Annotated in this window: 22 protein-coding genes; 3 read left to right on the forward strand and 19 right to left on the reverse strand. The window is 46.8% G+C overall.

Annotation, left to right across the window (positions count from 1 at the left end):
• The first annotated feature begins 136 nt into the window (after positions 1-136).
• Positions 137-2,107 (forward strand): DUF3604 domain-containing protein, encoded by a 1,971-nt coding sequence (locus ACCI49_RS04520; RefSeq protein WP_371837787.1) that lies wholly within the window; start codon positions 137-139, stop codon positions 2,105-2,107.
• Between the two features lie 19 nt (positions 2,108-2,126).
• On the opposite strand, the gene ACCI49_RS04525 is transcribed toward ACCI49_RS04520, so the two are convergent.
• The 4 genes from ACCI49_RS04525 to ACCI49_RS04540 all read right to left on the reverse strand — a co-directional run bounded on the left by ACCI49_RS04525 (position 2,127) and on the right by ACCI49_RS04540 (position 6,221).
• Positions 2,127-2,576 carry a GyrI-like domain-containing protein gene (locus ACCI49_RS04525; RefSeq protein ID WP_371837788.1) on the reverse strand — a complete coding sequence of 150 codons (450 nt, stop codon included), beginning with the start codon at positions 2,574-2,576 and terminating at the stop codon, positions 2,127-2,129.
• A 183-nt stretch (positions 2,577-2,759) separates the two neighbouring features.
• Positions 2,760-3,140 (reverse strand): SpoIIAA family protein, encoded by a 381-nt coding sequence (locus tag ACCI49_RS04530; protein WP_371837873.1) that lies wholly within the window; start codon positions 3,138-3,140, stop codon positions 2,760-2,762.
• A gap of 173 nt (positions 3,141-3,313) precedes the next feature.
• Positions 3,314-5,017, reverse strand: coding sequence for an arylsulfatase (locus ACCI49_RS04535; protein WP_371837789.1), 1,704 nt, complete (start codon positions 5,015-5,017; stop codon positions 3,314-3,316).
• Positions 5,018-5,171: 154 nt separating this feature from the next.
• A complete protein-coding gene (locus tag ACCI49_RS04540) occupies positions 5,172-6,221 on the reverse strand; it encodes an HAD family hydrolase (protein ID WP_371837790.1) in 1,050 nt (349 codons plus the stop codon).
• Between the two features lie 96 nt (positions 6,222-6,317).
• Between ACCI49_RS04540 and ACCI49_RS04545 the strand changes: the two genes are divergently transcribed.
• Both ACCI49_RS04545 and ACCI49_RS04550 read left to right on the forward strand, forming a co-directional pair.
• Positions 6,318-8,618: a tetratricopeptide repeat protein gene (locus tag ACCI49_RS04545; RefSeq protein WP_371837791.1), complete on the forward strand. Its 2,301-nt coding sequence runs from the start codon at positions 6,318-6,320 to the stop codon at positions 8,616-8,618.
• A gap of 237 nt (positions 8,619-8,855) precedes the next feature.
• On the forward strand, positions 8,856-10,259 hold the full coding sequence (locus tag ACCI49_RS04550; protein ID WP_371837792.1) for an MFS transporter: 1,404 nt from the start codon (positions 8,856-8,858) through the stop codon (positions 10,257-10,259).
• Between the two features lie 227 nt (positions 10,260-10,486).
• Here the strand turns inward: ACCI49_RS04550 and ACCI49_RS04555 are convergent, their stop codons facing one another.
• The 15 genes from ACCI49_RS04555 to ACCI49_RS04625 form a co-directional block, all read right to left on the reverse strand.
• Positions 10,487-11,872: a hypothetical protein gene (locus ACCI49_RS04555; protein WP_371837793.1), complete on the reverse strand. Its 1,386-nt coding sequence runs from the start codon at positions 11,870-11,872 to the stop codon at positions 10,487-10,489.
• A gap of 14 nt (positions 11,873-11,886) precedes the next feature.
• Positions 11,887-12,630, reverse strand: coding sequence for an outer membrane lipoprotein-sorting protein (locus tag ACCI49_RS04560; protein ID WP_371837794.1), 744 nt, complete (start codon positions 12,628-12,630; stop codon positions 11,887-11,889).
• Between the two features lie 48 nt (positions 12,631-12,678).
• Positions 12,679-13,908, reverse strand: coding sequence for an ABC transporter permease (locus ACCI49_RS04565; RefSeq protein ID WP_371837795.1), 1,230 nt, complete (start codon positions 13,906-13,908; stop codon positions 12,679-12,681).
• Positions 13,909-13,910: 2 nt separating this feature from the next.
• Positions 13,911-14,615 carry a hypothetical protein gene (locus ACCI49_RS04570; protein ID WP_371837796.1) on the reverse strand — a complete coding sequence of 235 codons (705 nt, stop codon included), beginning with the start codon at positions 14,613-14,615 and terminating at the stop codon, positions 13,911-13,913.
• Positions 14,612-15,346 (reverse strand): ABC transporter ATP-binding protein, encoded by a 735-nt coding sequence (locus ACCI49_RS04575; RefSeq protein WP_371837797.1) that lies wholly within the window; start codon positions 15,344-15,346, stop codon positions 14,612-14,614. The genes ACCI49_RS04570 and ACCI49_RS04575 overlap by 4 nt, the downstream gene beginning before the upstream one ends.
• A complete protein-coding gene (locus ACCI49_RS04580; protein WP_371837798.1) occupies positions 15,346-16,080 on the reverse strand; it encodes a tetratricopeptide repeat protein in 735 nt (244 codons plus the stop codon). The genes ACCI49_RS04575 and ACCI49_RS04580 overlap by 1 nt, the downstream gene beginning before the upstream one ends.
• Before the next feature lie 21 nt (positions 16,081-16,101).
• Entirely contained in the window at positions 16,102-16,356 is a 255-nt protein-coding gene (locus ACCI49_RS04585) for an acyl carrier protein (protein ID WP_020415023.1), read from the reverse strand.
• 2 nt (positions 16,357-16,358) lie between these two features.
• Positions 16,359-17,489, reverse strand: coding sequence for a hypothetical protein (locus tag ACCI49_RS04590; protein WP_371837799.1), 1,131 nt, complete (start codon positions 17,487-17,489; stop codon positions 16,359-16,361).
• Complete coding sequence (locus ACCI49_RS04595; RefSeq protein WP_371837800.1) at positions 17,486-18,400, reverse strand: alpha/beta fold hydrolase; 915 nt, start codon at positions 18,398-18,400, stop codon at positions 17,486-17,488. The genes ACCI49_RS04590 and ACCI49_RS04595 overlap by 4 nt, the downstream gene beginning before the upstream one ends.
• Positions 18,397-20,364 carry an NAD(P)/FAD-dependent oxidoreductase gene (locus tag ACCI49_RS04600; protein WP_371837801.1) on the reverse strand — a complete coding sequence of 656 codons (1,968 nt, stop codon included), beginning with the start codon at positions 20,362-20,364 and terminating at the stop codon, positions 18,397-18,399. Before ACCI49_RS04600 ends, ACCI49_RS04595 begins: the two co-directional genes overlap by 4 nt.
• A 5-nt stretch (positions 20,365-20,369) precedes the next feature.
• Entirely contained in the window at positions 20,370-22,217 is a 1,848-nt protein-coding gene (locus ACCI49_RS04605) for an acyl-CoA dehydrogenase family protein (RefSeq protein WP_371837802.1), read from the reverse strand.
• Positions 22,210-23,229 (reverse strand): hypothetical protein, encoded by a 1,020-nt coding sequence (locus ACCI49_RS04610; protein ID WP_371837803.1) that lies wholly within the window; start codon positions 23,227-23,229, stop codon positions 22,210-22,212. The genes ACCI49_RS04605 and ACCI49_RS04610 overlap by 8 nt, the downstream gene beginning before the upstream one ends.
• Before the next feature lie 2 nt (positions 23,230-23,231).
• The gene (locus ACCI49_RS04615; protein ID WP_371837804.1) at positions 23,232-23,771 is read right to left on the reverse strand and encodes a hypothetical protein; all 540 of its coding nucleotides are present in this window, start codon (positions 23,769-23,771) and stop codon (positions 23,232-23,234) included.
• Complete coding sequence (locus ACCI49_RS04620; protein ID WP_371837805.1) at positions 23,768-24,418, reverse strand: hypothetical protein; 651 nt, start codon at positions 24,416-24,418, stop codon at positions 23,768-23,770. Before ACCI49_RS04620 ends, ACCI49_RS04615 begins: the two co-directional genes overlap by 4 nt.
• 182 nt (positions 24,419-24,600) lie before the next feature.
• The gene (locus ACCI49_RS04625) at positions 24,601-25,641 is read right to left on the reverse strand and encodes a hypothetical protein (protein WP_371837806.1); all 1,041 of its coding nucleotides are present in this window, start codon (positions 25,639-25,641) and stop codon (positions 24,601-24,603) included.

Here is a 25,641-nt window from a genome sequence, read left to right on the forward strand (position 1 = left end):
CAAGGCCCGAGCTGCCTCCCAGCCAACCCTGAAACAACACCGCTCAACTATGCTAGCTGTATTTTCACTTGTAATTGCAGCACGGAAAGCAATATCGGCGCTGCACAGTTTTCGCTAAGGCAAGGGAGCGCCTGGCATGAAAATGCAACTACTGCGCAATGCATCAATAGTCCTGTTTGTCACGCTAGGCCTTTATAGCTGCGGAAAAAATAATGGTGAGGCAAAGAAGAATATCGGCGACAGCGGTGAGCAAACCTTAAAGGATGGTGAAAAGCGCGAGGTACTTACGGCCATGGCGCCGGAAATAGAAGCGGAAATCAAAGCTGTGGAAAGCGCTGATAAGCGCATCGCGCGCAATGTCTATTTTGGCGATACACATGTCCATACTGGCTGGTCGGTAGATGCGGGGCTGGATGGCGCAATTCTCACCCCAGACGATGCCTATCGCTTTGCGCTGGGGGAGGAAGTCACTTCCAACAGCGGCCTTAAAGCGAAACTAAGCAGACCCTATGATTGGTTTATGATCACTGATCACTCCGACGGAATGGGGGTCATTAGTGAGATAGTCGCCGGCAACCCGGAGATGATGTCCGATCCCACTCTTAAGCGCTGGCATGATGCACTGGCTTCCGGCAGTGAAGAAGCTACCACTGAAGCAAAGAGCGAGGTCATCGTACTGCAGTCTGAGGGTAAGCTTCCCAAGCAGGTAATGGACCCCAAGTGGATGCGCTCCGCCTGGGAAAAGACCGTGGAAGCTGCAGAGAAATATTACAAACCCGGTGAATTTTCCACCTTCATCGCCTTTGAGTGGACCGTCAACGCAGACGGTGGTGATAACTTGCACCGCAATGTGATTTTTCGCGACGGCGCTGACCGCACCAAGTCTCTGATGCCCCTGACCACTTTTGACACCCAGAACCCGGTAAAACTGTGGGAGTGGATGAAAGCCTACGAAGACAAAACCGGTGGCCGAGTACTGGCGATCCCCCACAACGGCAATATGTCCAATGGGCGGATGTTTATCGAGAAGCAGTTTGATGGCTCCCCCCTTACCCCAGAGTGGGCACAGCTTCGCGCTCGCTATGAACCTCTTTATGAGCTGGTTCAAATAAAGGGACAAAGCGAATCCCACCCTGCCCTATCCCCGGAAGATGAGTTCGCCAATTGGGATCTGTGGGACCGGGGTAACCTGATATTGAAACCCAAACCTCCTGGTGCCCTGCAATACGAATATTGGCGCGAAGCCCTCAAAGCTGGACTGCGCCTGGAAAAAAGCCTGGGTACCAATCCTTTCCAATACGGCGCCAACGCCGCAACAGATACCCATACCGCGCTCTCTACCCCAGACCAGGACAACTTCTATGGAAAGTTCAAAACCCTGGAGCCCAGCAACAAACAGCGCTGGGCCTTTCCACTACTAAAAGGCGTTGGCGGAGAGTACTTTGGCTGGGAGCAGGCTGCTTCGGGAGTTACTGGCGTTTGGGCTACCGAGAATACTCGCGAAGCCATCTGGGATGCAATGAATCGCAAAGAGACCTTCGCTACCACCGGGCCACGTATTTCCGTACGTTTTTTTGGGGGCTATGACTACACGGATGCGGATACCAAAGGAGATCTAGTAGCCAATGGATACAAGAAGGGAATTCCAATGGGACAAAAATTGCCTCCCGCTGAGAAGGGGCAAGCAGCGACCTTCTTGGTCGCAGCCCTGAAAGATCCTCAAGGGGCAAATCTTGACAGGATACAAATCATTAAAGGCTGGCTGGACGACAGTGGGCAGACCAGGGAAAAGATATACAATGTGAAATGGTCTGGGGATCGCAATTTGGACAGCGACGGAAAGATTCCACCAGTGGGTAACACCGTGGACCTCAAGACTGCCCAGTACACAAATAGTATTGGTGATTCGCAGCTGATCGCTGTATTCAAGGACCCGGACTTTAATCCGAAGCAAAGCGCTGTCTACTATCTGCGCGCTCTGGAAATACCTACTCCACGCTGGACGCTCTACGATAAAGTACGCTTCGGCATTGATATGGATGAGAAGGTGCCTCTGGTTCAACAGGGGCGCGCCTTCAGCTCACCGATCTGGTATTCGCCCCGGTGAGCTTCGTGGCATCGGCCAACTACTTGATAGAAATGGCAACCTGTACTTCATTCGAGCCCACATAGTGCTCAAAGTCAGTAGCGTAAGCGCGCATATGGGGACAGTCGGGCGCTGAAAAGTACCCCCATATCTCACTCCACAAGTTGATAGCCACCTGAGGCATTTCCCCCTGCGCACTAAACACCAGGTACTTGCCTGGCTCTATACGAACAGGCTTAAAGTCTTCAGACATTTCTGTAGAAAGCATATCGGAACAGGCATAAACATCGAACAGCCCCGAATGATCTGACTCATAATTGGTATACACCCCATAAATCTTTGGGGTACCGCGCAACTTTGGCGCGGCTTCCGCACCAAATTTGTCCCACAGCGGAGCAATCTTCGCCGTCGCCGGGTCCGCTTCATTTGCATTCTTGGTTCTGGTACCAAGCCCCACCAAGTCAAAACCTTCAATCTGTTCAACAACCATAACTACTCCAGGACGTCCTCATTATTCGTTTATCTCGAATATATCAGCCAATGGTTAACGCTGGAAGTTGTTAACTCGGCAAACTAATAAGTTTCTACTGGGTCGAAAGTGAAGAATACACCTCTTTCGTGACACGCGATGAATACATTTCTAAGCCGCCGGCGGATCAGCCCTAAAGTGCACTCAGCCATTTTTAGGCGCGTACTCCCGTAAAAAGTGAATAGCATCTTTACGCTGGTCTAAAGAAAAGCACTTCATATCGATTCCTCGAAACAGCTTATCCTCCATATTAACCACTTTCTTTAGCCACTCTTTATCGGTCAAAATTGCCGCAGCACAAATGTTGGAGATACCAACCTCAAAGAGGTATTTGAACTTCTCTATAATTGCCGAAAACTCGAGTCCATCGAATGACTCTATCTCTTCGTAAATCGTGATCTTTTCATACTGTTCACCTAGCTTTTTTGCCTCTAGTAGGGCTTCAGAGACATCAGCCTCAGAAAGGTTTCCTGAGATTTTTAGAGCAAGCGCATTGGGTATACCGATATCTATGATTTTTAGCATCACAAAAACCCCTTATAGCTTTCAATTTAATACCATTGGATAAGAAGTACAGAATACACTTCTCTCACGACCTACTTTAAATAGGTCCCTATTTGCTCGTAATCGGCATCCATGCCTCATACGGTCCCGAGCACAGTGTATTCTTTCTGACCCAGTAGTATACGGGTACCAAATCAATTACTACCCGCAGCTCCCGCTTCCAGCTGCTTCTGTACCTTTTCCAGGTTAAAAGATCCCGGTACCTGACTTGGAGGGTATTCTTTCATGGTTTGTAGGAATTTCGCGGCGAGTTGTTGCATCGGGACAAGTACGAATGCCCGATCAATAAACCAGTCGTTATAAGTGTTGGAACTGTGTTGCGCTTTTTCAAAGGGATCCTGGCGCAGGTTAAATAAGAGGGGCACTCGCAGTTCGATAAAGGGTTCACGCCAGACCTCAAAACCCTTGCCACGATTCTCAAGGAAGATGGCTTTCCAGGGCTCATAGCGCATGGCCACAATCTGGCCATCATCATTGACATAGATAAACTCTTTACGCGGCGACAACTTGGCCTTGCCGGTGAAGTAGTCCATCATGTTATGTCCATCCACATAGTTACGATATTGCCTGCCATCCAACTCTACCCCCTGCTTTAATTGTTCTTTGATGTTGGGGTTTCCTCCAGCGGCAGCTAAAGTTGGCAACCAGTCCTCATGTGAAACCACCCCGGTTAGGGTTGTTCCGGCAGGGAACTTGCCTGGCCAGCGTACAAAAGCAGGTACACGGTAGGCGCCTTCCCAATTGGAATTTTTTTCACTTCGAAAAGGGGTAGTGGCAGCATCGGGCCAGGTATTGAAATGAGGACCATTATCTGTGGAATAAAATACGATGGTATTATCGGCAATCTGCAAGCGGTCCAGTAGATTCAATAGCTTGCCCACCAATATATCGTGCTCCACCATGCCATCCATATACTCATTGCTATTGGGACCCGCCAGGTTGGTGTGCTCTTCACGTACATGAGTGCGAAAGTGCATTCGAGTGGCGTTCCACCACACAAAGAATGGCTTGCCTTGTTGGTGCGCTCTCTCAATAAAATCTATCGCGGCAGCAAGTGTTTCATCATCAATGGTTTCCATGCGCTTTTTAGTGAGAGGCCCGGTATCCTCAATAGGCCCCCCTGCGAATGATTTGATTACCCCGCGAGGGCCAAACCGCTTGCGGAATTCCAGGTCCTTGGGATAATCGCGGTTTTCCGGCTCCTCTTCCGCATTGAGGTGATATAAATTGCCAAAGAATTCATCGAAGCCGTGATTGGTTGGTAGATGCTCGTCGAGATCACCCTGGTGGTTTTTACCGAACTGGCCTGTGACATAACCGAGGCTCTTCATCACCGTTGCGATTGTCACGTCACTCTTTTGCCACCCTTCCTTGGCTCCAGGCAGTCCAACCTTGGTCATGCCGGTGCGTACCGGGACGTTACCTGCCAGAAAAGCCGCTCGGCCAGCTGTGCACGATTGCTGGCCGTAGTAATCAGTGAAAGAGAGACCCTCGACCGCCAAGCGATCAATATTTGGTGTGGCATACCCCATCATGCCTCGACTGTTGAAACTGATATTCCAGATGCCAATATCATCCCCCCAAATCACCAAAATATTAGGTTTATCCTGTGACTGTGCGCTGGGCTCAACTTGGGGCTGGGGCTGGGGCTGGATTTGAGGTTGCTGTTCGGGTTGTGTCTGGGCATGAGTTTGCCACTGTAGACACCAAAGTAATCCAAAGCAAATCGCCATATAGCCCAACGGACGGAGGAGTGAATACATGAAATGATGGACCTCGTAAATCCCTTTGCGCACTTTGCCCGACTCGAATATGAGCAAATATCCTTTGCTTGCCATCCTGGATATCCCCCCTTTTATTCGCACTAACCCGCCAGACCGTATGGATCTTGGCGTTTTCCGTGGAGAAGTAATACAGCAAGACTAGACAAGTCTGTATCCAATTGTTGGTACAGCTCAAATGGGCAGCCACAAACAAGGCGGGAAAGCAGATTCACCTGCCTTTGAGTTCAGATTTATGAGCCGTTTTTCGTTTTGGAGGCACGGGCCGCACGGGTGGAAAAATCACCCCCCAATCCTTCGCCATATCCACCACTGTCCAGCCATAGGGTTTTGCAGCTTGCAGCGCCTTGTCCAAGCGCCCTACTCTAGAATTGCGATCATAGGCCCATTCCCGCTTACCATCTGTATGGTGAATCAGCATGCCAAAACGAGGACCTTTGCCGGTGGTAACCCACTGCAACATTTGTAAATCCCCATCAGAATTCCCCACAGCAAATATTGGACGTCGCCCGATACTCTGGCTGATACCAATAGGCTTACCCTGTTTATCATTCACAAACTCAACCTTATCGGTCATAACCACGCGAGGATGGCCATTATTGCTCTCATAACGCGCTTTCAAGCGGCTTCCTATTACTTGTTCCGGCGGAATACCATAGAGGTTTTCAGAAAATACCCGTATAAAATCGACGCCCCCTCCCGAAACAATGTAGATTTTAAAGCCATTTGATCGCAGGTAATTCAGTAGCTCCAACATGGGCTGGTAAGTCATATTGCGGTAGTGTTGTCCGGTCAGGGGGTTCCTGGCTGAGGTGAGCCAACGCGCAACGGTGCGATGAAACTCATCGGCAGTCATATCGGCATGGGTTGCCCCTATCACTTTTTCCAGCCCCGCTCTACCTTCTGCTAACAGGCTGATCATATCTCCGTTAAGGATCGACGCGAACGGCTGTTCAGTCTTCCATTCTGGATGTTCAGGTGCCAGCCGCTTTACCTCATCCATGGCAAAGAGTAACTGGAAGTAAGCTGGTTTTTCCGCCCACAGGGTACCGTCATTGTCGAATACAGCAATGCGCTGTTCCGGGGGCACAAAATCCGAACCATCAACCTGGGTAACCTTGTCTACAAAGGCCATGATGGCTGACTTAACCTTAGTATTATTCCAGGAGGGAAGTGGCAGATCGCGCCCCACCTCAGAAAAACTGAGGCTTGTCAGCATGAGCAGGCAAAGGGCTAGTAAGCAGGCTTGCGTCCTCACCATATCGATTCACGGCCCTTATTGGTTACAGCTAATGTATTTGGTGGCGTATGAACTAATCTTTTAAGGAACTTGGCAATCCAAGAAAGCACCCAAGTCATGATAAATATAGCCAGTAACTTTCTTCATTTTTACACTTCTATCTGCTTGTTGATGCTTGCGGCTTGCGGGACCGACAATAATACGGTGCGTGAACAAGGCGCCCTCGACCGTCCCCTTGCCCATTCACTCACATCAGCTAAATTGACTCGGTCACCTGTCGGGAAAGCAGATTATGTAGGTTCAGGAACCTGTGCTCACTGCCATCAGAGAGAAACTGCCGCTTGGCTCGGTAGCCATCACGACTTGGCGATGAAAACAGCCAATGAAAATAGTGTCCTCGGTAACTTCAACCAGTCAAAGTTTATCTATCAGGGAGTGACCTCCACTTTCTATAAAAAGGGAGATCGCTATTACGTAGAAACTGATGGGCCGGATGGCACACTACAAAGCTTTCCTGTTGCTTATACCTTTGGCGTAAATCCTCTTCAACAATACCTGGTCAAATATCCTCGCGGGCGTATACAGGCTCTCAGCATTGTCTGGGATAATCGAGAAAAATCAGAGGGCGGACAGCGCTGGTTTCACCTATTTCCTGATGAGAAGGTTGACCATAGCGATCCCCTACATTGGAGTGGCATCAATCAAAACTGGAATTTTATGTGCGCGGATTGTCACTCCACTAATCTCCGCAAAAATTACGATTTAAATACAGATACTTTTCAAACCGCCTGGAGTGAAATTAATGTCGCTTGTGAAGCTTGTCACGGCCCAGCTTCCAAACACCTTGAATGGGCACATAAGAAACAAAAGAATATCGATAACTTAGGATTTGCCATTAAGTTACAGCGGGTAAGCAAAGCTCAATGGGAAATGGACCTTGAAAGTGGTATTGCCAAAAATAGGGTCGCAAAAACTTCTCAGGAGTTACAAACCTGTGCTCAATGTCACTCCAGACGCACCACCTACTTACCTGGAGCTATGCCAGGAGACAAGTTCCTGGATCACTACAACCCCACTTTGCTACAGCCGCCTCTCTACCATGCCGATGGCCAGATCAACGGCGAGGTTTATGTCTATGGTTCTTTTTTGCAAAGTAAGATGTATAAGGCAGGGGTAACCTGTAGCAATTGCCACGAACCCCACAGCTTACAATTACGCAGCACTGGCAATACGCTCTGTGCTCAGTGTCATCTCCCGGAGAAATTTGCCACCACGGAACATCACCTTCATGTAGATGGCAGCCCAGGTGCCCAATGCATCAATTGCCATATGCCCGCCAAAGTTTACATGCAGGTAGACAACCGCCGTGATCACAGTTTTCGAATTCCCAGGCCGGATCTCTCTGACAAACTGCATACTCCTAATGCCTGCACAGGCTGCCACAAGGATAAAGCCAACCAGTGGGCAGCCGATATATTGCTTAAAGAGTTTGGCCCGCCGGATATTAAACACTATGGTGAGGCGATATATGCAGGTATTCATGGTGCGGATGATGCAGAAAGCAAACTAAGTAAACTGATTACAGACTCAACGCAACCAGCCATTGCCAGGGCAACAGCAGTATCCTTGTTGCCCCAGTACCTTTCTCGCCACTCAGTCCAACTTCTTCAGGCGGTATCCCAAAGCAATGAGCCACTGTTGAGTCTGGCCCTGGCCCAATCACTGGACAGAGTGCCACCGCAGTTGCGCCCAGCTTTGGGAATTCCGCTATTGTTTGAGCAGGATCGCGTAACCCGATCCCTTGCGGCTAATGCGCTAGCTTACCTGCCCATGGATCCTTATCCAGTATCAGTTCAAAAACAATTTTCCCAGGCCCTGCGGGAATATACCATCTCTGAGTTATTGAATAGCGACCGTCCGGAGTCCCTGGTCAACCTCGGAGGATTACATTTACAGAAAGGCAATCCCCAGCAGGCCGAAGCGTTCTATCGTCGGGCAATCAATAGAGCCCCCTACTTTGCTCCTGCCTATGTCAATCTTGCAGACCTTTACCGAGGACAGGGGCGTGAAAAGGATGCCGAACTACTTTTGAGAAGAGGCTTAACTACTGTGGAAGGCAAGGCCTCGATCCAGCACTCATTGGGGCTCTCACTGGTGCGACAAAATCGGCATTCTGAGGCTATGCCCTTCTTAAGAAAATCCGCCGAGTCCGATGACACCCACAGCCGCTATATCTATGTCTATGGAATAGCCCTTAATTCGGCGGGGCAGAGTGAGCGAGCTTTGGAGGTTTTACAATACGGGCTAAGCCGGTTTCCAGGCAATACAGAAATTGTACAAGCTTTGGTTTCTATCAGTCGAGAATCTGGAAACCCGGCAATAGTAAATAAGTACCAATACCTTTTACGTGATAATTAAAGGCAAAGAAATTTTCCGAATCGAATACAACAGAGTCCTTCAATCACAAGTCTCAGAAAAGCACTTAAAATGAATCACTTACTTACGTGGCAGCAGGAAAGAGTGCGCTTTACTTGGCACCCTATGAGGCATGGATATCAATTACGAGCATTCAAATGTCCATTCAAGGCGTGTCGTGAGCGAAAAGTGTTCTTTATCTTCGATCCAATAGTGAGCTCAGAAGATTAGTATAAAAATATGAAAACAATCACCCCCAACCTGACAGATGCTAAACTGTTAGGCCTAGTGGCTCTAGGCTTTGCAGTATTTTTTGTTACCAATGATTTGGGTATTCTTACGGTTGCCATCCCAACCATAGGGAAGGAGTTCAACGGCAACATCACCACTGTGCAATGGTTAATAAATGGCTACACCCTGGTTTTTGGTGTCCTATTAATTTCTGGTGGACGCTTGGCAGATATTTTTGGGCGAAGGCGAGCCTTCTTTGTTGGTAGCGCAATTTTTGTTTTCTTTTCCATTCTTTGTGGCCTCGCTATAGATATACAGATGTTACTAGTATCCAGGGCCCTAATGGGGATTGGTGGCGCGCTGATTTGGCCAGCTATTCTAGGGATGATTTACAACCTCATTCCAAGAGAGCATTCAGGGTTGGCAGGTGGTTTTATAATGGCAGTCTCCGGCGTCGGATTAACTATAGGTCCGCTAATTGGAGGAGTAATTACTGACCTGGCCAGCTGGCGCTTAACTTTTTTCCTTAATCCAATTGAAGCTGCAATAGCCTGCCTATTGGGCTGGAAATTTGTGGCAGATGATAGGCCACAAGGCGAAAATAGAGGCATCAATTACGCAGGTGTACTCACGCTATCCATCTCAATATTTAGCCTATTATTAGCATTAGACCTCAGCGTGGATATTGGATTTAGACACCCTTTAATCGTCGCTTTAATGACATTATCTTTCTTGTTTATAGGTATTTTTATAATTGTTGAACACAAGGCTAGTGACAATGCTTTAATACCTCGAGATATCGCCCAAAACTACAGACTTTTTACGGCTAGCCTTGCTACTTTGATGATATCCGTAGTCTTTTTTGCTCCCATATTTTATATACCACAAGCTCTAAACAAAATACATGGTTATTCCGCGACGCTATCTGGTATCGGACTATTGCCGATGCTGATTGCGTTTAGTATTGGGTCCTACTTATCTGGAATCCTATATGAAAGGCTATCCCCTAAGGTAATTGTATCACTGGGTGTTGCATTAATATGCGCAGGCATGTTTATGCTATCCGACTTCAATAAAGATACAGATATATTTTCCTTGACTCCTGGGCTGACACTACTTGGAGCAGGTATTGGCATTTTCTATTCAACGATTACTACAATCGCCATAACCATAGTCGACCCTTCACGATCGAGCTTGTCTGCTGGAATTCTTTATATGTTTCAGGTTGCTGGAGGGACTCTGGGACTGGGAATAAATACCACAATTATCGCAATGTCACCGGATCTCTTAAGTGGCATCGTTAGGGCTTTCACGGTAAATGCGTATCTCGCAATAGCAGTATTTGTCGTTTGCCTTCTATTCGTATCAGGGGAACCCTCCGGACTCAAAAATCGGCACAATCGCCAATTTTGAACCTATAAGAATGTGCCGGAAGTTAGTTAATGGGGATTTTTAATTCAATACTTAGGATAGTCTTTCCGTGTGAGTGGCCAGTACTCTATGGAATGCCTGTAAATAAGATGATACTTTCTCGACACTAAGTAACAACCTAGACCTGCAAAAAAGCGGCGCTCCTGTGGTCCAATCTCTGTAGATTCGCACCTCTAGCGCTCTACAATTGTAGAAAGTATTGATAAAACCTAAAAATCAAAATAAAAACTGAAACGAAGCAGGTACTCACTGGGAATCAGGCCAAATTCACAGCTATCACAGCCAGAAAATACTTGAGCCTGAAGCCTTGTACTGAAATGTTCAGTCCAATTCTGGATAAATTCCAGATTATGGTATTGACTCTGATCGTCAATATTGTATTGGATACTTTGACGATATTGAAATTTACGCTCTACACGTGTATTCCCCCACATAAAAAACAGATATTCCCGTCGTAGCTGCCCCACAGATAACAAGCCAAAGCTATCAATCAGGAAATTAAAAGCTGTGTGCGCCTCTGTTGATTGTGAGCTTGCCAGGGAAAAGCCTGACTGAGTGAGATTCAGCTTAGCTAAATCTATTTGCTCAATCACCTGATCCCACTCTTCCGCTTTATAACCATGTTCGTTATACAGATATTCTGCCGTAATATCCCAACCATCATTTAAGCTTACTTGAGTGCCCAGAACCGCTTTCAAGTAACCGCGATCCTGCAGATCGGCGTATTGCATATCACCTGCCAGTGCTAGCTCCCGCTGGTGCTCCCAGGCACCCTCAAACCTTAGAGTGATATTATCGTCAGCTAGTGCACTTAATCCGAGGGCAACATTAATATCCCCACCTTCTAGCTGGTGTAATACCAGACGAGTATCCAGGTCCCCCTCTCGGTTGAAAACCAACGCATACTGATAATCACTATCGCCAAATGGAAGCTCCAGATTTCGGTCCAAAGTATCTTCCACTTCTGCAAAGTAGAAACCCGTATTCCAATCCCCGTAGCGAAAATCCAGATGAACCATATCCCACCCTTGTTGTTGGGTCAGGTCATCGGTATCCAGGTTGGGGCGATCATAAACGGGCTTGAGTAAATTTGCGGGTGACCAGTTGTAGCCATTGCTCCACTGCGGCTTCATACGCCCAACATTCACTCCAAATCGTCGACTAGAGGAATAGGAGGATAAATAACCTTCTAATAAGTAGTGGCTGAACTCATCAGAAGCGTCTCCTGATTCATCTACTCGATAGTCCCCTACGAGAGCTAAACGTGTATAAGTGGAAAAATATGAACCGGTAGAAAACTGACCACTTAAATCCAATGCCAGTTGAGACTCCCTCTCACGAAAAACCAACCCGCCAGGATTAAAGTATTGATCGTCTCTAACACCATTTTGCTGGTGGTAGGCAATAGCAGAGACATCAAAGTTCCATGAAGCAGAATTTTCCAACATATCACTACCGAGCTCACCCGCCAGATTGGCTTCAGAAGATTCGGTTGAAAACGGATCTTCATACTCCTGTGCAATGACTAAGGGAGGAAGTGAAGCAATACACAAAAAAATAGCCAGCTTTTGCCGGACCAAGCTAGGATTTGCCATGATCTTTACTTCTTTTAATTCAACCTACCCAGAGAAGCCTTTTGAAAAATAGCCGGATCTAGCTCTTCAAGCTGGTAGTTATCAAACTTCATCCAGGTATAGTTATCCTGCATCAGTGCATCAACCAACAAAAGCTTGTGTACTTTCAATTCGCCGAAGTATTTTTTGTACTCCTTGTAAAATGCTGTTTTCAAGAGGCGGTCGGAACGGGAATAAAACTCACTTTTTAACGGTTGATGGCCGTCAGCTTTTGCCATCCATACCTTTACTTTGGCATATGCTACGCCAGAGGCAGTCGAGGTTAACTCCAACAACCAGTACTCCCGCCCTTCAACTGATTCCTCTCCAACAATTTTTGCCCCATAGTCCCTGGAGAAGTTAGTGCCCACTACATCCCCATTGCTGGTCTCCCCAATTAAACGCTGCGATGGCGCTATTCGGATAATACGTCGAGTCCCCGGAATATAGAGCCACATATTGGAATCTTCTTTCAACATTGCCCGGCCCCTTTCTCGGGCGGGTGACTCGAAACGAATCAGGGATTTGTCATTGAAGACTTTAACACTGAGCGTATTTGTTCGGGGCTCTTTATCTTTTTTGTAGCTGATATTAATGATATCGAATACAAATCCTTGATCCCTATAGCCCCTGACCTCATCCAGTCGATTTACCAGGTATTCCGCTGTCACTTCAGCTTTTGACGATAGACTGAAAACAAGCAAAAACACAATCCAAAAACCAAAGCGATATTTTTCCATCACAATACTCTTTCTAAGCCTCACGTCACTGGGTAGCTCGCATTAACATCAGGTAAACCTCAGTGCATTCACTACAGGTATTCTGGATGCTTTCACGGCAGGATAAATACTGGAAACCAAAGAGATGAAAAATCCCAAGACAAAGGTTTTGATTAAAATTTCAGAAACTACAAATACCCGGATAGGGTAATCTTGGGTACTACCCGGTGGGCGCGGCATCATCCACTCCGCATAGGTGATGCCTTTAGCAGCCAGAACGCCTACAAGTAGACCTAAAAGACTACCGATAATACCCAGGAATACGGATTCCAGAAGAATTAACCCGACCACCTGGGTGGGGGTTCCCCCCATGGCTCGAATAGTACCAATCTCGCGAGTGCGCTCCATCACTGCCATCAGCATGGTGTTGGAGATACTTAAAGCCACAATTACCAATACAATAACTGTAATAAAACCAAAGACACCATTGAATAGCCCGACGACCTGGTGATAATAACCAGCCAGATCCCACCAACTCTTTATTTCCAATTTTAGACCCTGCTGTTGAAATATCCTTTGCAAATCACCAACGACTTTGTCGGTCATTTTGGTATCTTCCAAAAGGACAACCAGCCTGGTTACATCTGAGGTATAGAGCAACTCCTGGGCAAGAGGTAAATTGACGCGGAGTAGACGATCATCCAGCTCTTTTACACCAGTACTAATCACTCCAGCAATTTGGATATCCACCGCATTGATCGCCCCATCCTGGGTGCTAGCCAACAAGGTTAAATAGTCCCCTATTTCGGCATCTAGTGAATTAAGCAGCCCCTCTCCAAGGTGCGCAGCAGCCGCATCTTCAGGAAACAGGTCCTCTCCTGCAACAATATGAATAGCGGAGGAAAGCAGAACTTCTTTCTCCGCATCGATACCAACCCCCGTTATCGCTATAGACTGTTTTCCATCACTGAGAAGCCCATTAAAATTTAGTCGTGGAGCCACCACCAAAGCCTGGCTTTGCTCTTTAATTACATCGCTAATCTGTACTAAGTCAGCAGAGGAGATAAGGTATTTCTCTGGTTCAGCCTTACCATACTGATCGAACCCCTCTGCATAAATCTGGATATGACCTAACTGCGAACGAATCATGCTTTCGCGCATACCATCGTACATAGATTGCACAAAGCCACCAAATACAATCAGGCTCGTGCAACCAAATACAACTGCTGCCAGAGTAATCAGACTACGCCGTCCATTTCTCAGGATATTTAACAGTGCTACTTTCCAACCGAGAGTCATGGTTACAACTTCTCCAGCGCCTGGCGAGACTTTTGCGCCCAATTGGTTTCAGAGCCCGCCAGCTTTGTCCAGAGGCTTCGGGCCTTCTCTGCCTGCTTATTACGGCTATAGGCCTGCGCCAGGTAGAACTCGACAAATGCATTGAACTCTTCGCCATATTTCCCACCTATTTGTTGCTGAACCAGTTCTAGGTCTTCAACCGCATAGCGGGCTCGACGAAGGAACGCCGGCATATTTGCACAGCTGATGCCGCGCTGTAACCGGGCACCCAAGTCAAAGGGGGCTTGTTTAACAGCTCTATCCATAATGCGATTTCCCCTTCTTGAGAATAAGGAAAGTTTTGCCAGCTGGTCTGTATAAAAACTGGATCGAAACGAGATCGCTGAACCCAGGGCGGCACTTAGTTCTGAATCATTATCCTGTGACTTCAGCAATTGAGTGATCTTCCCTTCCAGCAATTCCACTTGCGCCACTTGTGTATCGGCCGAGGAAGTGAGCAATGCCAGCTCAGCTAAGTAGGCAACTTTTTTTTGTTCCGGGGTGGAATTTTCATTTAATTCAGCTATCAGTGAAGCCCGTTCACTATTCTCAGGGGGAATCTCAGTGGGTGGTATATATTCTTCAGCCCATACTTTTGATAGATGGCTGGCTAAAATAAAAAAGACAACAAAAAATCTCGGAACATATTGCTGAGCAAATAACTTCATACCTCTACCCCCGATTCATCAAGAACAGTTTCTGAATATTTATTGGCCTGCCTGTTTTTAGCAAGGCTATCTCCCACTAATTTTCCATCCAGAATAGTAATAACTCTGGAAGCCAGGCTGGTAACATAATTATCGTGTGTGGATATAACGAAGGTGACACCCTGCTCCTTATTCAGTTTCTGTATCAACGCCATAATATTTTCAGAGGTTTTTGAGTCCAGATTTGCAGTAGGCTCGTCAGCCAGCACAATATCGGGCCGTGTAACAATCGCCCGGGCTATGGCTACCCGTTGCATCTGCCCACCAGACAGTTGTGTAGGCCTCTGATTAACCTGCTTTTCTAGACCGACATCTTTCAGTGCCTGTAAAGCCCGCGGCTTTGCATCTTTCACCCCCCTGAGAGTCAGCGGATACATCACATTTTCCAAAGCGGTCAGTACCGGTATCAGGTTAAAGGACTGAAACACGATGCCAATATGCCGGTTGCGGAACCTAGAGCGCTTGTGCTCGCCCAACGCCCCGACATTAACCCCCCCTACCTGAACGGTGCCGGAATCGCACTGATCAAGTGCAGACAAAATATTCAGCAAGGTGCTCTTTCCACTGCCACTCGGGCCTTTAACAGCTAAAAATTCGCCTTTATCCAGGGAAAGAGTGATTTCTTTGAGCGCATCCACCCAAACATCACCCATCGCATAGCGTTTAGATACATTATTAAGTTCAACCAGCATTAGGCTTTGCCCAGGGTTACAACCATTTGACTTAATTGCTTGCAAGCATCCTGCAGTGTCGAGGGGCAGTCAGCCAGACTTTCTGCCTTCTGAAAATAGTCAGAGGCTATACTAAACTCGGAACTATCTTCCTGCCCCTTAACCCAATAGGCATTGGCAAGAGCGAGATATACCAGCTGCCTGACCTCAGCAGGTAAAGCCGCAGGGTCTTCATCAATTACCGCATTAAACCAGTCTTCATCTTCGAAGACCCGATCAAAGTGGCCGCTGATCTCACCAACAAAAGAGAAGGTCAGTAAACGAACCAAGCGTACATTAAAATCAGAGTTCGCCTGTACTGCGGCCGCATCCACTTGGCTCATCGCATAACGCAGCCGATAGAGCTTGTAGATCCCCATAACGGGATCAAACATGGCTCCGGCCAGCTTCCCGTCATTAGAGAAGTAGGCAGCCTTGACTAGCATATTGTCAGGGTCTTGCTGGTAAGCAAGGCTCAATAACTCATCTGCTCGATCTATTTCATTGTGATAGCTGTACAGTTGACCAAGCTGCAGCATCAGCTCTGTGTCAGAATGATCCTGTTCAAGCTCTGTCTTAAGGAACTGCAACTGCTCAGTTTCTGATTCGCTATAAGCGACCTTTTTGAAATCTATGGGAGCTGCCCCTGAAAACCAGGCAACAATATTTCCGATAAAAAGGCTGCTTATTAGAATTGTTAGCACTTTCTTAAACATGGGCTACCCCCTAAAAGAGATTTACATCTCGACAGAATTCTCAAGTAATTGGTTATCCATTTCTTTAAGAGTGGTGTGTTCATCAAACACCAGATTTTCAGGACTCATAACTCCAGGATAAAGCTGTTCACAAATTAGTATCACTTCAACAATATTGAGTGAATCAACACCAAGCTCTGCGATGGGAGTATCCGCATCAACAGAATCAACATTCAGCATAAGAGCTATCTGCTCACAGAGCTCCTGTACTTTGCTCTCTACGACTGCTGTAGACATACCTAATCTCCAATAACATTACCAACTTTTAAGGGATAGAATCGCAACAAATAATCCAGAGTAAGGGCATATATACATATATGCTGTTCACCGCCGGAATATCTCTGTTGCCGTTTAATAATCTTGGCACTAATCATGGGTGGAATAAAAAACCATACGCGAGAAAGCCACTTGTTACCGTAAAAGAACACCCTCTGAAATGATTCATAGACATTTACTATTGGGGCATCGTCCAAAGAAAATACCGGCGCTACGCTGTTTTCCTGATTTGCTGATTCAACAATCCTGATTTCCTTACCAGTTCCAGCAGCTAATGTATTGAGCTGGAACAGAATAAATGGATAGTAAAACTGCTCTGCCAGATAGCAACCTACGGACTCTTTACTTCCCGAAGCTTCCCAGCTTGACTTGATTAAGTCATTGATCTGATCGGTGTATTCTTTTAGATCAACCCCCTCAACTACGTTAGACTTGTGAGCTCCATTGAAGACATCAGCCCTTTCTTTATTAAGCCCAAAATTTTTCGGCAGACTATCTTTGGATATTTCGAGCACCGAATCTTTATTGGCTTGTAGTTGTTGTGAGATTTCAACAAAAAACACATGATCGAAAGGAGAAAACAGGTCCGCAGCCACTTTGGGCAGAAGGTTGTAAACTACACCCCCTTTTGCTTGAGGTTTCACCAAAGTCGCATGTAAACCCGGTTGCTCCGGCAAGGTTTCATCCAGCCAAATAAGCTCTTCCGCTTTAATCATCACTTCATCGCCAGGAAAAAGCATATGGACATTCTTCAGCAGGCTTTTTCGCTCTGTCGGAAAACCAAAGTATTCCAGCTCGATTAAATAGTGAGGATCAACTTTATCGGCACCCACCGATATAAAAGAAGATAGACTTCTTCCCATATATAACTGTTCATTAAAGAGGAAGTGATAAAGGGGCAAACTGAATGATTTGCCAAGCTTGATATGAAAGCTATTGCGATCGCTTCGCTGAATCACAGAGTCATGATCTACAAGTGGAATAGCTTCTGACTTTTTGTATTTAGCAGGATATAAATTAAGTAGGGAAAGCTCTGCTCCCACTGCCAGAGTTACGGATTCCACGCCCGGAATATCATAAACCATTTGCTTCACAGGCTTGCCTCCAGCTGACGCTCAACTACTTTATCCAACCAACTGGAAAGTGGTTTGGCCGATGCCGAAATGGCTGACATATGTGTGGCTTTTGGAATCTCGGTCAGACAAGACTCAACCTGGGGAGATATATACCAGTTCATCACTGTATACAGGATATGAGCGTCGACCACCTCATCATGCTCACCGACTGTGATGTGGCACGGAATATCCAGACTGGCAAACAGATCCGTATATCTTTTGATTGTATAAGCGCTCAGGAGATTAAAGCTACAATCAAGAACTCTACCCTGGTTACCGGCATCCGACCCCACTGGAGGAAAGCTCAGCACAGCCATCCGCCTGAAAACAGGAAAGAGCATTGCCAGCCAATACTTCCACAGATTTATTTTAGGCAAATTTTGTTGCTCCGGTCCCGCCATCGGCCGTGCATGTCTTCTCTTGCGGAAGTAACGGATAAAGTACTCAAGGCCTGAGGTAGCAATATCGTACTTCCTGGTTTCCTCTGCCTGGGTTAATGGTGGAGCAATAGCGAAGAAACCCACTATGTCCTGGGTACCATATATCCCAAGGTATCTTAAGGACGCAAGAGAACCTGCACTGTGCCCCCCCAAAATAATACAACGTACTCCGCGCTGTTTCAGGTGATTAATTAAATCATGCAGATCGTCTTGTAATTGATCTGGATAGTCCAGGTCACCTGGACGGCCTTCACTTTTGCCATGACCACGCCAGTCGGGTAGACAAATGGTCATCCCCTGCCTGTGCAACAGGCGCCCAAACATCAGATACCACTGGCTACTAAAAGTACTACCGTGCATACAAATTAGTGCAGTCTCAGTATCATCCGCTGGTAACCAGCGAAATGCCAGGCTCTTACCATCCCTGGCCTTAAAAAACTCCTGAATCACACCGCCTCCACAACATTAATTTCAGAGACTTCTCGATCCATACCCAGCATTTTCCTCTGGTCTATTACTGAATCCATAATGCTATCAGGCTGGCTACGAGCAAATGCCAAAAATACAGGCACCATACCCGGCATGGCTATATATTCCTGAGTTTGCCCCCAGAGTGCCTTGGCTTTCTTAAAAAGCTTTTCAAGCTCAACTTCAGTGAGATCACCTGAGGGGTCCACAACTTTCACCATATCAGTGTGAAAGGCATCTTCATTAATCTTAGCCTGAACCGGGAACTCGGTTTCTTCGGAGAGCATTTCGGATAATTTGTCTGAGATTTTATTCAGGAGCCAATCTTTGTCCCCAATATTCAGGTTGGGCCTCTCCAAAAGGTCCGGCAATAAAATACTTTGCTGCACAACCATTCTACTGGCAAGCATCGGTAGATCCAACCTGGCTTCGATTACTTTAAGGAACATCTCCACCCAGAGTTTGACCCTTAAATCAATACGCCACCCATCTTTGCCACTGGTACCCATCAAGTAAACAAAATACTTATAATGATCGGCTCCAGATTCGAAAAAGCCTTCATCATTTCGGCGGTAGTAGCGCCCCTCGGACTTGAGTACTTCAGCGGTATCTATCAGCTGCTTTTGCAGTATTAATTCAAGAGCCATGTAGCCGCGACGCAGGTAGCTCTTGCGTTGCCAGTATTCCTGGTCAAGGTAATTTCCAGACATATAATCCCAGGCTATTTCCAAGAAATAGGCCGCGGTATTGTAAGCCAGTAGCGGCGAGCACAGTTCGGCGGAGTCAATGACCGGATACACATTAGCCACATGTGCATAAAGTCCCTGGTAAAACTCTTTTACTGTTTGGTTGGCAACCGGTAACTGATGATCCAGTACTTCCTGAGCTTTATCTCTGTCAGATTCACAAAGATCCATAAGAATGTACTTGGAAATATGATCATTGAACAGGGCGATCATATCGCCCCCCCCACTAAATAGCGGGTCCAGGAACATAGAAGCAAAGCCGGAAGTTGCCCAACGATCTGGAAAAATAAATTCGTCCGCACGATAAGCTAGCTGGCCCCAGGCCTCGAAATCCACAAGCTCCGCACCCTCCAACAACTCCGCAATCGCACGATATTCCGCCAGGAAATTCAGGAAGCTATCGCGCTTAGTAGGTGGTTTCTCAAATTTAGCCTTTTCTCCAACGATTCCAACACTGGTGTAGCCACCACTCAAGGGGATAAACCATACCCAATAGCCATCCCCTGCAAAGTGATTGGTAGAGAGGAAACGGCCAAACGCCCGTTTTCTCCAAGCCTCATCACCCATGGAATCTATATCCTGGATATTCATGAAACGCCCCCAAGCAGAAAAGTGTTTAGGCACATTTTCCTGCCGGGTTAGTTTTTTATGCTTTTTGGTGAATCGGTTTCGACCACTACAGTCCACTAACCAATGTGTAGAAATTTCCGAACTGTAATCCCCGGCAGACACCAGCACAGAGTGTCGTTTATCTGCTGGTTCTATATTGAGTGCCTTGGCCTTCACCCCCATGACAACTTCAATACCATCTGCGCGATTCATCCCCACTAGATCTTCTTCCAAGCGGGCCCGATCCAGTTGGAAAGCCGGATGCGGTGGAATGCTGGTAGTCCCATGCTCACTCATTTCTGTGAGCGACAAGCTGTGATCAGGCTTGTCATAAAAGAAACGCAGACCATTTTTAGGTAAGTGATTACGGTATAGGTAGTTTACCAACCCCAGTTGCTTCATAAAATAGTGGCCTGTCATTTCGACGGTGGCTTCACCAACTTTCCCCCGAAACTCCTTGCTGGCCTCTACAACAAGGATTGAGATTTCCTTACTGCCTCGCCTTAACTGGCGCGCAAGGGACAAGCCGGCCCAACCGCCACCAATAATGACAACGTCGTATTCTTTTTCTAATTGTTCGACTGCATTCATTACACTTACTCCACATCACTGAGCAGTGAGACCCAAACCGGCGAGTCGACCCCACAGAAAGAGTCAGGGTCTTGAATTACCTCCAGCGTATACCTGCTTCTGGGCAACTCATTGCGAATAAAGAACTTGGCACTAAGTATCTTTGACTCGTAAAAAGCTTTATCTGAATCTTCTTTACTCAATTTGCTGGAGGCTGCACAGGCGGCTTCGAGTAATAACCAAGCCAGGGTAATATCCCCCATCATGTGCAGGATACGTGTACTGTACGCTGGGATTTTGAACATCTCTTTGGTCCGGACCCAGACATGAACAGCCTTAAGGGCTACCTCCAAGTGTTCAAAGGACTGCTTCAGATGATCAAACTCCCCCTCGAATTGTGGGAAGTCTGCCGCCCTGCCAATAAATGCGTCGATTTCAGTCTTATACACCTGAAAAAGCTTGCTGGAATTGCCCAAGCCAAGCTTGTCTCGAATAAGGTCCTGGCTCTGGATATAGTTGGTGCCCTCCCAGATAGCCAGCACTTTGATATCTCGGGCATACTGCTCAATACCCAAACCTTTCAAGTAACCCTGGCCACCACAAGTTTGAATCGCCAGCTCGCAGATTCTCCAGGCCTGATCACTGATATAGGCCTTAACAACTGGAGTAAGTAGATTTACCAAACCCTGATGGTGGGCTATCTCCGCTTTTCTGTCGGCATCACCGGCAAAAGTTTTCAGAAGACTTTCCGAAAGGGTCAACTTGGCAATCAGCGCACGACAACCTTCCACCTTTGATTTCATCTCCAGCAACATGCGCTGAACATCCACATGCTCGACAATATCTACACGGCTGGCAGTTGAGCTGAAACTCTCATGGAACCGTTTGCCTTGAAGACGCTTACTGGCATAGGCCAGCGCATTGTAATAAGCAGAGGAAGCCATCCCCAGTGCATAAACACCGGTACTTATCCTGGCCTGGTTCATCAGGGTGAGAAACTGTAGTAGGCCGACATTCTCTCTGTCGCCTAACAAATAAGCCCGACATTGGCCATTTTTGCCAAAAGTCAGATGGGTATTGGCGCAGCCTTTAAAACCCATTTTATCAGCCAGGGATATACACTCCACGTGATTGAAAGCTCCCAGGCTGCCATCCTCTTCTACCCAATATTTGGGCACTATAAAGCAAGATAACCCATAGGTACCTGATCCGCTTTTCTCTCCTCTGCCCATTACAAAATAAATGGTGTTACCTGTGAGATCATGCATACCGGCGCTGATCAGATATTTTTCACCACTTAGTAAGTAAGTGCCATCTTCCTGGCGAGTAGCTTTGGTTTCCACCAGGGAAACGTCGCTGCCAGCCTGAGGTTCAGTCAAGCAAAGACAGGAAGTCCACTCGGAGGTTGCCAGCTTGTCCTTGAAGAGCGCCTTTTGGATATCACTACCGTACTTTTCTACCAAAGTGGCGGATGGCAGGCAGAAACCTCCATATGTCATAAAACTGGGGTTGGCGCCCATAAACATTTCCAGGAGCATCTGCATAACGAAAGGCGGCAGACTGGTATCCTGTGCCCCATCCACAGCAGCCATATTCCCCCACTCCTCCTTGAAACGTTTCCACATTTCAGGAAAGGCACTGGGGAGTTGAACCTTGCCATCTACAAGGTGGCAACTTTGTTCATCAGCTTCCTGGTAACCTGGCCCTAAGACTTGATAGGAAAACTGCTTTCCACGCAACAAAATATCATCCAATATTTCTGGCGTACAATTTTTATATAGCGGGTGCTCAAACAGGGTTCGGGCTTGGTGAAACTGGTCTTCAATCAGGAATTTGAATTCCCTTAAATCAGCCTTGTAGATATTTCTACCCATGTTTGGCTCCTTGATTCTCTAAAAGGGATCGCCAGCTGCCAGAATTTAGCACCCAGTGAAATATTTGATTGTGCCTTCCCCGATACTTTCTTTTGGGGTAACTCAAGGCTTCACGTACATGTGGAAGGTAATCCTGCCCTAACGTGTCTCCGATATGCTGCGCCGTACTAAAATCGGAAAAGGCATCTTCCAAAGACAGCGTCTCGGTATGGACCAATCTGGAAAGCAATCTAGCTCGGTCGATTGCGGGACTCACTACCTTTATACATCCTGCTCTACCACCACCACCGAGTGTTATCAGCCAAAGATTCTCAAGTTTTTTCTCAAGAAAGTACTTTCTAATCTCAGCTAGCGGTTTGATACTCAAATAATGTAGGCCATCCTTTTCAATACTCGGCAGCCAGGTTGACCTTTCTGTGCCAGAGAATCCTTTCAATAATCCTTTGGCCCACTTGGATTCAATATCAAAGGAAACTACCTGACTCGCATCATCGAAATTGACGGACATGATTCGCTTCAGGCTCTTTACCAGCTCGTGTGCGCCAGTCAATGACGGGGACTGCGATAAAATGTCACAACTTGAAATCTGACAGATGCTCTGCTCGTGATATTTTCTGGTAATCCAGGTGACTGCTACACCGGTAATTACACTGAGGCCATCTTGTCCTGCTTTCACGCCTATGCCCAGGGAATCCAGGCATTCCTGCTGACGTTCTTTACCAACCTCCAGGTTGATAATCAACGCATCAGCTTCAGCTCGCCGTGAATAACTAAGGATCGCAGCATGAAAGCTGGTACAAGCACTACCTACGAAAAGAATATTGTGGGCGGACTCTTCCAGCTTCGTAATAAACTGCATTACGCGCTGCTCGAGCAGTACATTCGCCTCCCCGGCAGACACGATATAGATAAGTTCAGGAAGTTCAGCAAAACCATCCAGATACTGATTCAGCGATTGTAATAGCTGCTCCGTCTCCCCTTTATTGTCCAACCACAGGCTTTTGATATACATGTCTACGCGGTCCTGTCCTTGACAGTCGTTTCTACAGCATCAAATCCAACGGCTTTTAATTTGGTTGAAATCCCTTCCACTAAATTCCAATATAAATCGGAATGGTTCTGCTCGCAGGCAATTCGAATTTGGATTTTATTATTCCCCGACTCTAATGGATGCCGAGGGAGTGTGTCTTCAATAGCAATATATGGCTTTCCCTCACGTTGAAGGAATGCCTCTTCAGCGCGTACATCCTGTAACATCAAGACCTTCTCATCGAGAAACTCTTTAGGCATGCGCCCACCTGCAGGCATTTGCATCCTAAGCAGGCACGTATCAATCTTGGCTTCAAAACTCTTAATACAACCGAGCAACTCGACGATCAAACGATAGTGCTCGGCATAGTTCTGCATCATCGGGTTGCTATTTACCGGAAGAATAGATATCGCTTCAAAATCTTCTTCCCTATGTAAGGGCAAAGTCCTGGCTGCACAGAGCTTAGGTAGATCTGGGTATGGATTACGAACCAGCGTAGCAGTAATTTCTATCAATTTACTCATACTGCCTCCGACAGATAAAAGGTGCTCTGCTGGTCAACACACACCTCGGCGGTACAATAGTAGCCATTTAATGCAATAGAACAGGCCAGTATTTTTTTTGGCTGCTGAAAATCACCATTGACGCCGTGACAGACAATATTCAACCAGGGATCACTACCAAAACAGTGACCCCACCTGCCATGTAAATCGGGCAGTTGCTCGAAACCATTGAGCAATTTGGTAAAAATTTGACGAATATTTTCTGGGAAGAATGGCAATGATAATATGAGATCATCCCTACCAGTTGCCATTTTTCGGATAATCGTAGCAAACTCCGGTGTGGTGTTATAAGTAACAGCACAGCTAGCAGTGATATCCTTTTTTTCAAATGATTCCACTTCCAACAGCAAAGTACAAAGCCCAAATCCGCTATTTCCCCAGTTTTCATTACTCTGCCAAAAACTTAAGTCCAGTACATTGGCATCCAGAATACTGACCATGACATAACGGGCATTAGGGTTCTGCTTTAAATAATAACGAAGGCTATAGCCCCACGAAGCGCATTCATAAGTATTCACAAAACTGGTCACAGGGACATACTGCTCTTTTCCCACAACATTCAAATCACTCTCAGCAATAGCGCCTGTTGTAAAGGGTAATTCGATCATTGTTGAGCAAAGAAAGTGACGGCCGATCTCTTTCCTTATATCCGGGGAAATTGCTCCAAGTACACGAGTACTCTGCTCAAAGAGAATTTCACTGACGTGGGCAAAAGCGCTACGGAGACTTCCGCTCGATGAAAAAGTAATACTTTCGATAGGAGTGAAAGCGGCAGACGTCAAATACAAACTCATACCCGGTGCCCTTTCGCCTTGCTATAGATCTCGAAAAAGCAGCGGTAGGAGCTTCCTTCCATTTTGGTAAATGCCAACAAGTCACGCTGGCGAGCCTTATTTTTAACCTTGCCAGACGCCACTAAATCCAGAAGTAGTTCATTACTGGCAAACTTAGTCGCTAATACCCTGTTTACACTGTGCATTGAAAAGATCGTTGCCGAAGTCTGCTCGTTGCACAGGTAAATGAGGTATTCAATATTTCCCTGATCTGTATCTGAGAGCTCTACCTCTCCCTGATTTTTTAACCACAGTACAAAGTGCATCAGGGACTTTACAAAACGAGGGCGAACTAGAGTAAGGAAACGGTTAACACTGCCCAGCCCCCCCTTGCTGAGCAACATATCTTTAGAGACTTGCACACTGCCTCGACAATTACCAAGCTGCAGCTTGCCATCCAGGAAAGGCTCTCCAACGGGTAACTGTTTTAATTCAGCACAAAGATCAGGGGGCAACATCACCGTGATTGGAAATGGACGCGCAGCCTGTTTCGCTACAACCATGGCAAACCCAAGTTTCTGGGCTTCAATACCATGCATCTTATTAACATTGAGTACCAAGCCCTCGTCCCTATCCTCAAGCTCAGTCTTCCAACTTTGCAGGCTAGGCCCACCGGGGTCTGTCATTAAGAAGTGGCCAAAAATCCCCCCCTCTACCCAATGGTTCACCTGCGCTAATTGCTCATCTGTGGCAGTTAGGCTCATCATAATGGAGCCAAAAAGTCCGATCATTTCATGGAAATGCTCTGAAAGCCCTTCATCCCGCACCCTATCAATAATCTGATCAATTACGTAGGTCTGCTCAAACTGCTCTAAAGGCTGCTTTACTGAGGGCTCCCTAAGCGGAGCCAATTCAGTAAGCGGGTCTTCAATAATCATCGAGGCATCAAACAAGCGCATGCAGGCCCGCTCCAGCAGGCTCTGAAAGGTCGCAGGAACAGGCGAAATCGATGCGAGCTGGTCAGCGACAAAGCCGCCAGCAATAGATTGCAATTCCAT

Origin of the sequence: Microbulbifer epialgicus (genome assembly GCF_041447265.1) — a bacterium.
Lineage (GTDB): Bacteria > Pseudomonadota > Gammaproteobacteria > Pseudomonadales > Cellvibrionaceae > Microbulbifer > Microbulbifer epialgicus.

What these genes read in the sequence shown, in the direction of transcription:
- ACCI49_RS04520 (WP_371837787.1), top strand. Translation starts at nt 137, where the DNA reads ATGAAAATGCAACTACTGCGCAATGCATCAATAGTCCTGTTTGTCACG.
- ACCI49_RS04525 (WP_371837788.1), bottom strand. Translation starts at nt 2,576, where the DNA reads ATGGTTGTTGAACAGATTGAAGGTTTTGACTTGGTGGGGCTTGGTACC.
- ACCI49_RS04530 (WP_371837873.1), bottom strand. Translation starts at nt 3,140, where the DNA reads ATGCTAAAAATCATAGATATCGGTATACCCAATGCGCTTGCTCTAAAA.
- ACCI49_RS04535 (WP_371837789.1), bottom strand. Translation starts at nt 5,017, where the DNA reads ATGGCAAGCAAAGGATATTTGCTCATATTCGAGTCGGGCAAAGTGCGC.
- ACCI49_RS04540 (WP_371837790.1), bottom strand. Translation starts at nt 6,221, where the DNA reads ATGGTGAGGACGCAAGCCTGCTTACTAGCCCTTTGCCTGCTCATGCTG.
- ACCI49_RS04545 (WP_371837791.1), top strand. Translation starts at nt 6,318, where the DNA reads ATGATAAATATAGCCAGTAACTTTCTTCATTTTTACACTTCTATCTGC.
- ACCI49_RS04550 (WP_371837792.1), top strand. Translation starts at nt 8,856, where the DNA reads ATGAAAACAATCACCCCCAACCTGACAGATGCTAAACTGTTAGGCCTA.
- ACCI49_RS04555 (WP_371837793.1), bottom strand. Translation starts at nt 11,872, where the DNA reads ATGGCAAATCCTAGCTTGGTCCGGCAAAAGCTGGCTATTTTTTTGTGT.
- ACCI49_RS04560 (WP_371837794.1), bottom strand. Translation starts at nt 12,630, where the DNA reads ATGGAAAAATATCGCTTTGGTTTTTGGATTGTGTTTTTGCTTGTTTTC.
- ACCI49_RS04565 (WP_371837795.1), bottom strand. Translation starts at nt 13,908, where the DNA reads ATGACTCTCGGTTGGAAAGTAGCACTGTTAAATATCCTGAGAAATGGA.
- ACCI49_RS04570 (WP_371837796.1), bottom strand. Translation starts at nt 14,615, where the DNA reads ATGAAGTTATTTGCTCAGCAATATGTTCCGAGATTTTTTGTTGTCTTT.
- ACCI49_RS04575 (WP_371837797.1), bottom strand. Translation starts at nt 15,346, where the DNA reads ATGCTGGTTGAACTTAATAATGTATCTAAACGCTATGCGATGGGTGAT.
- ACCI49_RS04580 (WP_371837798.1), bottom strand. Translation starts at nt 16,080, where the DNA reads ATGTTTAAGAAAGTGCTAACAATTCTAATAAGCAGCCTTTTTATCGGA.
- ACCI49_RS04585 (WP_020415023.1), bottom strand. Translation starts at nt 16,356, where the DNA reads ATGTCTACAGCAGTCGTAGAGAGCAAAGTACAGGAGCTCTGTGAGCAG.
- ACCI49_RS04600 (WP_371837801.1), bottom strand. Translation starts at nt 20,364, where the DNA reads ATGAATGCAGTCGAACAATTAGAAAAAGAATACGACGTTGTCATTATT.
- ACCI49_RS04605 (WP_371837802.1), bottom strand. Translation starts at nt 22,217, where the DNA reads ATGGGTAGAAATATCTACAAGGCTGATTTAAGGGAATTCAAATTCCTG.
- ACCI49_RS04610 (WP_371837803.1), bottom strand. Translation starts at nt 23,229, where the DNA reads ATGTATATCAAAAGCCTGTGGTTGGACAATAAAGGGGAGACGGAGCAG.
- ACCI49_RS04615 (WP_371837804.1), bottom strand. Translation starts at nt 23,771, where the DNA reads ATGAGTAAATTGATAGAAATTACTGCTACGCTGGTTCGTAATCCATAC.
- ACCI49_RS04620 (WP_371837805.1), bottom strand. Translation starts at nt 24,418, where the DNA reads ATGATCGAATTACCCTTTACAACAGGCGCTATTGCTGAGAGTGATTTG.
- ACCI49_RS04625 (WP_371837806.1), bottom strand. Translation starts at nt 25,641, where the DNA reads ATGGAATTGCAATCTATTGCTGGCGGCTTTGTCGCTGACCAGCTCGCA.